Source organism: Ruixingdingia sedimenti (genome assembly GCF_031432425.1).
Taxonomy (GTDB): Bacteria; Pseudomonadota; Alphaproteobacteria; order Rhodobacterales; family Rhodobacteraceae; genus Ruixingdingia; species Ruixingdingia sedimenti.
In genome coordinates this window covers 1-10206 of record NZ_JAVKPH010000060.1, presented here as the reverse complement: position 1 = coordinate 10206, position 10206 = coordinate 1, and the positions used below count along the sequence as shown (strand labels likewise).

Here is a 10206-nt window from a genome sequence, read left to right as displayed (position 1 = left end):
CACCTCCAACGCTCATGCGCCCGGAGAATGGCCCGGTCAGATCAGAAGCGGCAGGAGGGGATCAGCGTCGCGCTTACTTAAGGTCTTCCGTGGTCCAAAGTTCATACATGCTGGCTGCCCCGCTTTCGTGCTTGCCCCGTTATTCACGGGGCAGCCTGAGGCGTTGCGTCAGCGACTCACGAAAGACGAGCGGACCATGAGCCCAGGATTGCGACGCACCGGCACGGGCTTGGCCGCCTCTTCCTTCGCACGCTGCGCAGCCACGGCCGCTTTCTGGGCAGGCGTCATTTTCCAGGGTGGCGTTCCAGGTGGCGGAAGATCCGAGGCTTCGGTGGGCACGGGGTCGGCCGGGGGCAAGGCCCCTTCCCCGGCGTCTGTCGGCACCTCGGTCCCGTCTGCCAGCGGTCCGTCTACCTTGGGCGGTTCAGCCCGCAGCATCTCTTGAAGCCTCGACCCGCCCTTCATGGCGTAGAAGCCGTGAAGTGCCGCGTAGGCGTAGACCAGACAGTCCCACGGTTCCTGGTCACTTGGCTGGTTGGCCCAAGTGGTCATACCGGGGTTGCCCTTCAACGGTTTGGGCCGCTCTTTGGTCAGGCGCTTGAAGAAGACCTGGTCGCATGGCACGGCACCCGGCAGCGGCGCCGTCGGGAAGTGTATGGAGCCGGGCATACCTGGCTCGCGGGTCAGGCGGTCGAACAGGGTATCCTTCGCAATGTAGGTGTCGATGGTGTGCATGACCCCACCGTGTTTCGACTTCGAGGGCGAGGTTGGCCACATGGGCTTGCGGCGCTTTCCGCCCGGGTTCGAGTAGCCTTGGATTGGCCACCACCGGCGACCGGCGCGCTGCATGCGGTTGCAGAAATCCATGACCTGTTGGCCGTGGTTGCCGCCGGTGTCGATGGCCGCCACGGACACCGGCATTTCACGGCCGTTGGGCAGTTTCCAGCGGCGCAAGAGCAAGGCTTCAACGGCGTTCCAATGTTGTGCGGAGTCCAGCCCGCCGGCGTCGCGAACAACGAAGTGCCCAATCAACCAGAGCTGTTCGCCGGGCGTCACGGCGTAAATGCTGACTTCCGAGTAGCCGAGCTCGCCTTCTTTGCCTTCCTGGTTGTCGACCCCCGCAAGCACCACGACCGTTCCGGTCGGGGCTTCCGCCTCATAGATTTCCAGACGCTCTTGCAGCTCGTGCGGATCCGCCGCTTTCTTTGCGTCGGGCTCCTCCCACACTTCACCCAGCGAAGTGTTCACGAACGCTTGGAGCAGTTCTGTGTTGCCAACGCGCGCCTCGTTCGTGGCCTTGACAAACTCGACGGCCAGGCGGCCCCAGGAAGCGCGCTTGAACGGCGACAGTAGCGCCGGGAAATGGAAGCCAACACGGCCAGGCAATCCTACGGCTGTCGGCCTCCACTCGCCCCTTTCCAGCATAGCGGGCTTTTCGTGGTGCTCGATGACGCAGCCGTTGTGCTCGCAGACGTAGTAAGCCTGTTCGGGCCTCCCTTCTGGCCACTTGACCCCGTGCTCGGTTTCCCGGCCACCCCATTTCAGGTATTGGAACTCGCCGCAGTGCGGGCACGGCACGAAATAGCGCCGCTGGTCTGTCATCAGGAAACGACGGTGGATGCGGCTGCCTTTTGCCGTTCCAGGCGACGAGCCCAGAATCATTATACCGTCGTCGAAGCTCTCGAGGCGCTTCGACATGAGGGTGATTTTATCGCCCTCGCTGGTGGCCTCGCCCCCGGCGTTCCACTGTGGCCTGTCGACTTCGTCACCGAAGATCCGCCAAGCGTGGTATTCCGAGAAGTTGTCAGGCAGGACGGCGTCCTTAAAATCCAAGGTCGAGCCGGTGACAGAGATCTTCGACTTCCAGGGTTGGCGTTCCAGGTTCGGAAACAGGTAGCCCACCTTCTCGGACTCCTGTAGCATCGGGCGGATGTATTTGCGCTCGAAGGCTCGTGACGAAGATTCCTTGGGGTGGATGGATACAACGGGCTTGGCTTCCTGCTCGATGCAGTAAAGCTCCATCGCCGCCATCAGCTGGGTGAAGCCGGTCCGGCTCGCCTTCTCAACATCAATCTCTTCCACCCCCGGTTCAGCCAGGGCATCCATTATGCCGCGCTGAGGCGGGAAGAGACGGAAGTCGCCGGGCAAGGATGACGTCGTTCGGGGCAGTTTCAGCTTTGCCTCTGCCCATTGCGATGGGGTCAGGCGCGGGCGCGGTGCAAAGACGGTAGCGTTGACACTCTCCAATTCGCGGCGCAGGCGTGCGGCGGAGTCCCCAATAGCATCCCGGACAAGCTGCTTCTCGTTCATTCGTCGCCCTCAGCGGCAAACTCGATATCAAGGGGTGACTCCGGCTCCTCTTCGGCCTCGAAATGTTCCGGGACGGTCAGTTCCGCGCAGATGGCTTCGACCTCGTCTCGCACGAGGCCAGCAATCAGAACGCGTTGTTCAACATCGGGAACGCGGGCAGCAACACGGGCATCCAGGTTCCCGAAGGCATGACGTGCACGGGCAATCTGGGCAGAGTAGACAGCGGCGATGACGCCCTTCTCCACAAGGTCCTCGCTCTCCTTTTGAAGCGCCAAGATCTGCATGAGGGCCGAGGTGCGCGACTTGACTGCGTCCCAGCGGGCCTTCATTGCCTCGGCCTGCGCCACAGTCATCGAGTCCATCTCTTCGTCGGAAACGGACTCCACCTTTTCCAGCTTCTCGACGGCACGCTGGGTATCCCGGGCCACCAGCCAGTCAACCACTTCTGCAGTCCAAAACTTCCACTCACCGGCGCCGCTGGCGTCCGGCCGGCTTTCGTATGGCATGCCCTCGGTCTCGGCCCACCTGGTCACCGACTGGCGGTCCCGACCCAGCAGCTTCGACAGAGCCAACGCAGAGACCAAGTCCCCCTTTCTATTTGATTTTCTTGCCATTGAGCGCCTCGCGTTGTTGCGTGATGGATAGCTTTTTTTGAAATTTTATTAGCCAAAAAGGTCGGGGCGTCCGGAATACCCGTGATATTTGCTAATGCCAGGGACCCCGGATACACGCCCGGTCGACCCCCAAACAGTCAAAAAGCATAGGTTTTCCAATGGTTTAGCGCGCGCCATCGTCGCCCCCTCCTATGGGAAACCGGGCCCGCTTCCGCTCGGACCACGTAAGTGCTTGTTTCTTCTTGTTTCTTGCCCGCATGACGAACAGGGCCACGAGCACCGCCCATGTCCCTGTTCCTGCGATGATGGGCAGAAGCAAGTCATTCATTTTGCTTGCCTTTCTTTGGTTCGGGACCGGCCTCCTCGGTCTTCTCCCGCGTGTGTTCTGGACCCAACGCCTGGACCAGGATGACGTCCTCGATGATGTCGTCGATGACGGCCATTAAACGCCGGTCGAAGGGCGCGCCCAGCCGCATAGCAGCACGCGCTGCCACCTGTCGCACCTCTGGCACGGTCAGCGTGATGTTGTCAGGCGCGCTCATGCGTATGCCCCCAGATGCGGCGCTGGCGCGCGTGGGGGGGGGCCGACGGCACTGGGTCTTGCGGCTCATGCACCACCCAGAGCATCGTGCGCCCCGCGACCGTGATGTTGTGCACCGACCGACGGTCGATGCAGGCTTCACGGCAGAATGCGCGGATGGCGCGTTCGAGGGTCAGGGGGCTCATGCTCACTGCCCCCGGGCGCGGGCGATGGTCGCCTCGATTTCGGCGTCCGTGTATTTGCCCGTCAGGGCCGACCGGATGACGTATTCGTCCAGTGCCGCAGGGTCGTGGTCGGCGGTCGCCAGCTCTTCAAGCCAGGGCTTGATGACGTAGTCAACGAACCGGATGACCCCGTAGCACGTGGCGGCGAGCGCGGCGTTCCACGCAAGGATTTCGAGAAATGTGTTCATGGCGGGCCTCCCTTTTTGTCCCTACCAAGCAGGTAGGGAAGTTCTTTCTCGGCTCAAAACGCGCGATACGAAGAACGCGTGCGAAGAGCCCAATATTCGGCGCTGCGCTGCGCTTTTTCTTTGCGCTCCTGATGCGCAAGGATGGCTTTTGTCAGCCCGAGCGCGAGCAAGTAGGCGACGCCGAGAAAGCCGACGACGAAGGCGATGGCGGCGAGGATGGTGAGCATCATGGACGTTTCTCCTGGCGGTTGGGTTGGACTTGCTTTGCAGATAGAAAGGATGTGGGGCCTACCCAAACCCGGCGCACAAAAATCTTCTGGGGGCACGTGGGGCAGACCGGGGGCAAGACTTCCGCCCCCTGTTTTCCAATCCAAAACAGACGCTTGACCCATCGGGGGCAAGGGGGCAGGACTTTCGCCAAAACTTCCCTATGGTAGGGTGTGTCGTTGTGGTGGTGTGAGTCCTCTGTCCGATCGACACACCACCACAAAAGTGAGAACCTCGCACCACGAAAGAATGCAAAACAATGCCCCCTTGCCCCCTGGGGTATAACTGTATGTTTTCTATAAGGAAGTAGGGGGCAAAACTTCCGCCCCCTGCTTGCCCCCTCGCCCCCTCCACAAAAAAGTTTTTGGATCCGCCATTTCTTACCCATTTGGCCTGGTGCGGTGATGAACCGCAGCTCCGACTTCGGACCTGAAAGCCCCCGGTTTGGCCACCGGGGGCGGCCCGAGCGAAGAGCAGCCAAAAGGTCGAAGAGGAGGAAACCCCATGACCACGTCGAGCAAGCAAGCCGCCCAAGAGCGGCACGATGAACTGTCCGCTGCGCTCGCCGCAGCGAAGATTGAAGCCGCCCGCGTCGCCGCCGAGGCCCGCGTCGCAGGCAAGGACACCAAGGTTGCGCTGGCCGTTGCCGCCGCTGAAGCGAAGGCCGAGGTCGCCCGACTGGGCGAGGAGCTGAAGGTCGCCGCCCGGAACCTGAAAATCGCGTCTGCGGCACAGGCGGCGCTTGACAAGCGCGCAGCTGCGGCTGTGACCGAATCCGTCGAGCAGCAGACCGAGGTCAACCCTTTTGCGCGTGAAGAGATCTCATGGCCCGCCATTGCGACCTGGGTCGCGAAGCGCATCCGGGACGGCGTTTGCTACGTCGAAGCCGCCGGCTGGGGCGAGTGGACGGGCACGCACTGGGAGTTCTCGATTAAGCCGTCGCCCGAGCTCTTGAAACGCGTTCGCCAAGTCTACTCCGCCGGTGGCGGTGTGGTGCTGGAAAAGCTGAACGCCAACCCACGGTCCGCCAACTACGTTCTTGAGCACGCTCAGGCCGACCTCACTCTGCCCCGGTCTTTCTTCAACAGCCGGGAAGTCGCCCACCTGGCAGCTTTCCAGAACTGCACGGTGGACCTGCGCACCGGCAAGACGATGCCGAACAACCCGCTCCACTACATGACCGGAGCCTTCGAGTGCGACTACAACCCCAAAGCGGACGCCGCGCGTGTCGTCCGCACCTTCGCCCGGTTCTGGCCCGAAGATCCGGACACGGCGCGCTGCTTCCAACTGGCCTTGGGCTACACGATGACGGCCGAGGTGTCTGCGAAGCGTGTGTTCTTCCTGGTCGGCAACCAGGAGGACAGCTCCAAGAACGGCGACAACGGAAAGTCGCTGGTCCAGGGCGCCATGGCCCGCTTGTTCGGCTTGGGTGGCGGCGGATGGGGAACGACCGTGAAGTCGTCGCTCATCGTCGACACTGGCGACCGCGACGCCAACTCGCACGACGGCGCCAAGGTGCCCCTGATTTGGCGCCGGTTTGCTTTGGCGTCCGAGTTCCGTCTTGGCGCCTCCATCGACGCCGGGGAGTTCAACCGGGTGTCCGGTGGCGACCCACAGAGCGCCCGCCCGCCGCACGCGGAGAAGGCCCAAGGCTTCGTCAACTTCGCGTCGCTTTGGCTTTCCATGAACACTGTCCCACGGTTCAAGACCTGGGACAAGGCAACCCGGCGTCGCCTCACACCGTTCGAGTTCAAGGAGACGTTCTACGACCCGGAGGACTGCCCAGAAGGCGGCCAATTGAAAGAGCTCGACTTGGAAATGTGGCTGGAGTCCCGCGACGGCCAAGAGGCCTTGGCACTATATGCCGTCCAGGGTGCAATGGCTTTCTACGAGAGAAACGGCGGCAAGGCTGGCAACCTGCCCGACAGCGTCTCCATGCTGGCCCTGCGCGACCGGATCCTGCGGTCCGGCAACCCATTCCTCGACCTGTTCGAAGAATGTTTCGAGTTCGACGAGGCATTCGACCTGAAGCAAAGCGCGGTCACCACCCTTCTGCACGTGTGGAACGGCGTCCGGCCCAAGCCACACGAGAAGGAACAGTTCGTCGCTGCTTTGAAGGGCATGGGCGTCGTGGAGGTCAAGGTGCGCGGCGAGCGGTATTTCCGTGGTGTTGGCCTCACCGGCGAAGGCATGAAGCGCTACGGCGCGAAGAACACCGACCAGCCGCAAGTGAAGCGGAGCGGCCCAGTTGTCGTGTCCATGGCGGCCGCCACCGCAGCCGAATGAACCCCGCCGGGGCCGGGTTACGCCCCTCGCTCGACAAACTGCCCCGGCTTCGGCCGGGGCTTTTTTCATGGCCTGGTATTGCCTTTCCAGGCGCCGCCCCCAATTCCGCGAGCGCGCGCAACCAATCGATTTCTTTACGTTTTTTCTGATTTGCGGCCTTGTAAACGTCTCCGAGGAACCGAAGTTACCGGCATGAACCAACCAAAGGAGACTGAAAATGGACGTAGAAATTAAGCGCAACGACGGGGTTTCGGCACATGCAGCAGTGGCACTGCTTGCCAAGCTGCAACCGCACACTGACCGATTTTTTGCCGCGCTTGCCGCAGAGGGGATTGATGCAACGCCTACGGCGATGAATGTCGCAAGTAACATGGTGTTTGTTGAGTTCCTGTGCGCAGGTTACTCATTTTTTGTTTCCGTCAGCATCGAAGACCAAGCCAACCAAATGCTTTCTATGCATGCCCGGATAAATGGCTTCGTGCACGGTTCGCAACTCTACTTTCAGGTAAAGCGACGCGGGAAGTCGAGGGAAATGGGTGGCAAGCTGGCCTCTGATTTCAAGGCAAGCATCGCTCGCTTTATTGACAGCGAACGGCGCGTCAAAAGAACAGAGGGTAAGCTGATCGCCGCAGGCTTCAGGAAGCACACCTCAAGCGCGTTTCGGCTCTATGACGTCGTAGCACACGTCTACGCAGACGGAAGAGTGATGCTGAATTCCGGGCTTATTGAAGTTGAAGACGCCCTTCGGTCCGTCGGCATTGAAGACGCACACTACGACCCCGACCTTGAAGAGGAAGACGCCGCGTAACCGCACTACAAACTTTTTCGAACGGCCGCGAAAACTTCGCGGCCTTTTCCTTCGTGTTTTTACGACCCACAAGAAATCTTCACTTTTCGGGCCGAAATCTTCACCGGTTCTGGGGTTCGGGACATATCTCCTTTTCATGGGAGGGCGATGGTCGCCCTCCCGAAAAAGGAGAGACTGCCATGAACCGCATCGAACGCACCGAAGAAGCCGTCGCCCAATACGGCGACATCGCCTACCAAGGCAACGGCCGGTGGCTTTGCCACGACACGGGCATCGAATACAGCAACGCCGATATCGGCGCGATGTTGAAGCCCGCCTTGGTCAAGGCCCCCGCCAAGCCGTTGTCGCAAAAAGCGCTAAACGCGCGCAATGCGGCGAAGAACCATGGCATGAAGGCCCTCAAGGGTAGCGCCGCCCAGAAAGAATGGGCCGAGAAGATACGTGCGGAAAAAATCTCGTTCGCCTTTTCTTCTTACTTCCCAGAAGCGGAGCGCCCCGAAGCCCTTGAAGCTCTTGCCCGACTGACGAAAGCCAAATTTTGGATTGAGAACCGCACCAAGAGCTCTGACGCGATTTTCAAACTGGCTGTCGCTTCGCTGCGCGCGGAGCGCAAAGTCGAAGAGATCGAAGAAGCCCTGAATCTGTTCATCATGCTTGAAGAGCAGAAGCTCGGGAACTTTGGGATGGGCTTCAACACTGGGCGCTGGCCGGCAGAAGCGCGCAAACGGTTTGACGAACTGCGCGACGAGATGAGCAAAGCCGGTCGCGACATCATCTGACACACCGCCCCCAACAGGGCCAACAACAACAGGGAGAAACCCATGAAGACCCGCATCAACCCCCAACGATTTTTGAAGGTGCTCGACGAGCTCCACAAGGGCGCCCCCATCCTCTGTGTTCAATCGAACCAGGGCGCGCCCAAGGTTTGGACCGCCGACCACCCGCCACTTGGCGTGCCTTTCGCATACTGGCACGCGTTCGAAGCCCTGCCGACGACCGAGGCCCTGGGCGAGGCCATCGACCACCTGGCCGACCGGTCGTCCGCAGCCCGGACCCGGGCCCGCATTGCTGAGGCCACGCTCGCGAAGCGCGTTCCAGGTGGCTATGTCGACCGCCGCGCTGGTGTGGAAGGGGGTGCGCAATGACCGCCCAACCCACCACCATGCGGGGGCTCCGCCCCCGCACCCCCGCCGAACACGAAGCGGCACGAGAGGATCTACTGACAGCCCCGACAGGGCACGCCCGACTGGCTTTTGCTGCATGCTTGGGGAAGTGCCCAGTAGGATTTCTATGGGATTTGTCCAGCGTCTTGAACGCGCGGGTGTTCCGCGAGCTGCGCGCGGGCAATCTGGAAAAGATGGAGCAGTTGCTGCGCCGGGTCGAGTCCTTGAACCGGGAGTTGGAGCACCGGATGAGACTGTTGGCCGGAGGGATGTGCGATGAGAATTGACGCGCTTGGAATCATGGCCGAAGCCCGCAAGCACAAGCTCAAACCCATCGCGGGTCTGGCCGAACCGGCTGCCTACCTCCGCGACCGCATAGGCAAAGCGGAGGCCATCCTGTCGGCTGGCCGCGACTCCGAGCACTGTTCCGACACGTTCCGTGCCGGGTGTGCCAGGTTGCTGGCAGAGGTCCACGAAATGCGCCGCGCGTGGGTTGGTGCGTTCGGCCGGGACTGGCACACGGGCGAGCCCGTGCCCGTGTGGAAACGCCCCGACACCGTCCACGTCCGGCTGATGCAGTCCGCGTATGTGTGCCACGAGCAGCTGCGCTTCCACCGGGGATGGGTCAAAGCGTCGAATGTCGCCGAACGCATACACCGTGCGGAGCAGCGCGAGCTGGGAAGACCTGCCATGGAAGCGGCGGCCCGTGCGGCGGCAGAACGGGCCCGCGTCGAAGCCGACCGTCTGCGTCGCCAGCGGACCGAAGCGCGGCGGCAGGAGGCAGAGCTGGCTGCGTTCCGAGCTGGCACCCTGCGGTTCGTGAAGTTCCCGGACGAGCGGAAGCCCAGGCAGAGGGTGCGGTCGCGGTGGGGATGAGACCGCCCACGGCCCACGAGCAACTGACCAGCGCGGCCCGGTTCGGTCGCGCTGGAACGGTGGACCTGTGGAGGGGCCGGGCGGATCCGGATCCGGTCGTGCGGTGGCTGGCACTCATAGAACTCGCCCGCCGCCATCCCATCTACCGCTGCTGGTAGGCCGCCCATGGGCGGCCTTTCTGTTTTGAAACGGCCCGGCTTTTACCCACCTGCACTGGCAGGAGGACGTCATGGACACCGGGCCCACACTCAAAGAACAGCAGCTCGCATGGGCGGTCGCGTGGCAGGACCACGGGGACCGGGAGGCTTTGGCACGTCTGTGCCAGAGCGTGGAAGCCTTTGTCGCCCAGCAGGCAGGCAAGCGCGCGTTCGACCAGGACATGCGGAAAGAGCTTCTCGCGGAATACCGTCTCGCGGTCGTCGAAGCGGCTGGCCAGTTCGACCGGGAGCGGTCTGAGGGTTTCGTGTCGCTGTGCCGCTACCTCATGCTGAACAGAAGCAAGCAGGTGTATCGGCACCGCAGCTCGCCCGCGACGGTGCCCGAAAAGGTGTGGGCGCCGGCCGGTCGCGTAGCCATTGTAGGACAGGACGACGAACAGACAGTGGATCTGGTGGCTCCCGAGCCATATGCCGAGAGCACGCCTGGCCTCGACCTGGTGAAACGGGTCGCCGACGACGCAGGACTCACCGCCCGCGAATGGCGGGCCTTCCAGCGGCACTTCCGGGGCGAGTCCCAAATGGAGCTTGCCGAGATCTGGGGCTGCACGCAGGCCTACGTTTACCAGAACGAACAGTCTGCGTTCCGAAAAATCAGGGCGGCGCTACAGGCACGAGGCCTCGAGCTCGAAGACCTGAGACTGTGCCGAATTTTGTGCCTGACGCGTTGTGTTAGGCCATTGGGAAGCGGTCTTCGAACATGATGGCGAGCTG

General features: G+C 62.1%; 14 protein-coding genes. 8 read left to right on the top strand and 6 right to left on the bottom strand.

What is annotated here, in order from left to right:
• Window positions 1–168 precede the first annotated feature (168 nt).
• From RGD00_RS22125 to RGD00_RS22100, 6 genes are all read right to left on the bottom strand, one after another.
• Entirely contained in the window at window positions 169–2310 is a 2142-nt protein-coding gene (locus RGD00_RS22125; protein WP_310459410.1) for a terminase gpA endonuclease subunit, read from the bottom strand.
• Entirely contained in the window at window positions 2307–2882 is a 576-nt protein-coding gene (locus RGD00_RS22120) for a hypothetical protein (RefSeq protein ID WP_310459409.1), read from the bottom strand. The genes RGD00_RS22125 and RGD00_RS22120 overlap by 4 nt, the downstream gene beginning before the upstream one ends.
• A gap of 362 nt (window positions 2883–3244) precedes the next feature.
• Window positions 3245–3466, bottom strand: a complete 222-nt coding sequence (locus RGD00_RS22115) for a hypothetical protein (protein ID WP_310459408.1) — start codon at window positions 3464–3466, stop codon at window positions 3245–3247.
• Window positions 3453–3650 carry a hypothetical protein gene (locus RGD00_RS22110; RefSeq protein ID WP_310459407.1) on the bottom strand — a complete coding sequence of 66 codons (198 nt, stop codon included), beginning with the start codon at window positions 3648–3650 and terminating at the stop codon, window positions 3453–3455. Before RGD00_RS22110 ends, RGD00_RS22115 begins: the two co-directional genes overlap by 14 nt.
• Window positions 3651–3652: 2 nt before the next feature.
• On the bottom strand, window positions 3653–3877 hold the full coding sequence (locus tag RGD00_RS22105; RefSeq protein WP_310459406.1) for a hypothetical protein: 225 nt from the start codon (window positions 3875–3877) through the stop codon (window positions 3653–3655).
• A 53-nt stretch (window positions 3878–3930) separates the two neighbouring features.
• Complete coding sequence (locus RGD00_RS22100; RefSeq protein WP_310459405.1) at window positions 3931–4107, bottom strand: hypothetical protein; 177 nt, start codon at window positions 4105–4107, stop codon at window positions 3931–3933.
• 541 nt (window positions 4108–4648) lie between these two features.
• On the opposite strand from RGD00_RS22100, the gene RGD00_RS22095 reads away from it, so the two are divergent.
• The 8 genes from RGD00_RS22095 to RGD00_RS22060 all read left to right on the top strand — a co-directional run bounded on the left by RGD00_RS22095 (window position 4649) and on the right by RGD00_RS22060 (window position 10196).
• A complete protein-coding gene (locus RGD00_RS22095; RefSeq protein ID WP_310459404.1) occupies window positions 4649–6430 on the top strand; it encodes a hypothetical protein in 1782 nt (593 codons plus the stop codon).
• Window positions 6431–6647: 217 nt separating this feature from the next.
• Entirely contained in the window at window positions 6648–7238 is a 591-nt protein-coding gene (locus RGD00_RS22090; protein WP_310459403.1) for a hypothetical protein, read from the top strand.
• 179 nt (window positions 7239–7417) lie between these two features.
• Window positions 7418–8017: a hypothetical protein gene (locus RGD00_RS22085; RefSeq protein ID WP_310459402.1), complete on the top strand. Its 600-nt coding sequence runs from the start codon at window positions 7418–7420 to the stop codon at window positions 8015–8017.
• Window positions 8018–8059: 42 nt separating this feature from the next.
• A complete protein-coding gene (locus RGD00_RS22080) occupies window positions 8060–8383 on the top strand; it encodes a hypothetical protein (RefSeq protein WP_310459401.1) in 324 nt (107 codons plus the stop codon).
• A 176-nt stretch (window positions 8384–8559) separates the two neighbouring features.
• Window positions 8560–8688, top strand: a complete 129-nt coding sequence (locus tag RGD00_RS22075; RefSeq protein ID WP_310459400.1) for a hypothetical protein — start codon at window positions 8560–8562, stop codon at window positions 8686–8688.
• Window positions 8678–9277: a hypothetical protein gene (locus tag RGD00_RS22070; RefSeq protein WP_310459399.1), complete on the top strand. Its 600-nt coding sequence runs from the start codon at window positions 8678–8680 to the stop codon at window positions 9275–9277. Before RGD00_RS22075 ends, RGD00_RS22070 begins: the two co-directional genes overlap by 11 nt.
• Complete coding sequence (locus tag RGD00_RS22065; RefSeq protein ID WP_310459398.1) at window positions 9274–9435, top strand: hypothetical protein; 162 nt, start codon at window positions 9274–9276, stop codon at window positions 9433–9435. Before RGD00_RS22070 ends, RGD00_RS22065 begins: the two co-directional genes overlap by 4 nt.
• A 71-nt stretch (window positions 9436–9506) precedes the next feature.
• Entirely contained in the window at window positions 9507–10196 is a 690-nt protein-coding gene (locus RGD00_RS22060; RefSeq protein ID WP_310459397.1) for a sigma-70 RNA polymerase sigma factor region 4 domain-containing protein, read from the top strand.
• Window positions 10197–10206: the final 10 nt, after the last annotated feature.

Excerpts from the sequence above, each read along its gene's own strand:
- RGD00_RS22125 (WP_310459410.1), bottom strand. The coding sequence starts at position 2,310 with ATGAACGAGAAGCAGCTTGTCCGGGATGCTATTGGGGACTCCGCCGCA.
- RGD00_RS22115 (WP_310459408.1), bottom strand. The coding sequence starts at position 3,466 with ATGAGCGCGCCTGACAACATCACGCTGACCGTGCCAGAGGTGCGACAG.
- RGD00_RS22110 (WP_310459407.1), bottom strand. The coding sequence starts at position 3,650 with ATGAGCCCCCTGACCCTCGAACGCGCCATCCGCGCATTCTGCCGTGAA.
- RGD00_RS22105 (WP_310459406.1), bottom strand. The coding sequence starts at position 3,877 with ATGAACACATTTCTCGAAATCCTTGCGTGGAACGCCGCGCTCGCCGCC.
- RGD00_RS22100 (WP_310459405.1), bottom strand. The coding sequence starts at position 4,107 with ATGATGCTCACCATCCTCGCCGCCATCGCCTTCGTCGTCGGCTTTCTC.
- RGD00_RS22095 (WP_310459404.1), top strand. The coding sequence starts at position 4,649 with ATGACCACGTCGAGCAAGCAAGCCGCCCAAGAGCGGCACGATGAACTG.
- RGD00_RS22090 (WP_310459403.1), top strand. The coding sequence starts at position 6,648 with ATGGACGTAGAAATTAAGCGCAACGACGGGGTTTCGGCACATGCAGCA.
- RGD00_RS22085 (WP_310459402.1), top strand. The coding sequence starts at position 7,418 with ATGAACCGCATCGAACGCACCGAAGAAGCCGTCGCCCAATACGGCGAC.
- RGD00_RS22080 (WP_310459401.1), top strand. The coding sequence starts at position 8,060 with ATGAAGACCCGCATCAACCCCCAACGATTTTTGAAGGTGCTCGACGAG.
- RGD00_RS22070 (WP_310459399.1), top strand. The coding sequence starts at position 8,678 with ATGAGAATTGACGCGCTTGGAATCATGGCCGAAGCCCGCAAGCACAAG.
- RGD00_RS22065 (WP_310459398.1), top strand. The coding sequence starts at position 9,274 with ATGAGACCGCCCACGGCCCACGAGCAACTGACCAGCGCGGCCCGGTTC.
- RGD00_RS22060 (WP_310459397.1), top strand. The coding sequence starts at position 9,507 with ATGGACACCGGGCCCACACTCAAAGAACAGCAGCTCGCATGGGCGGTC.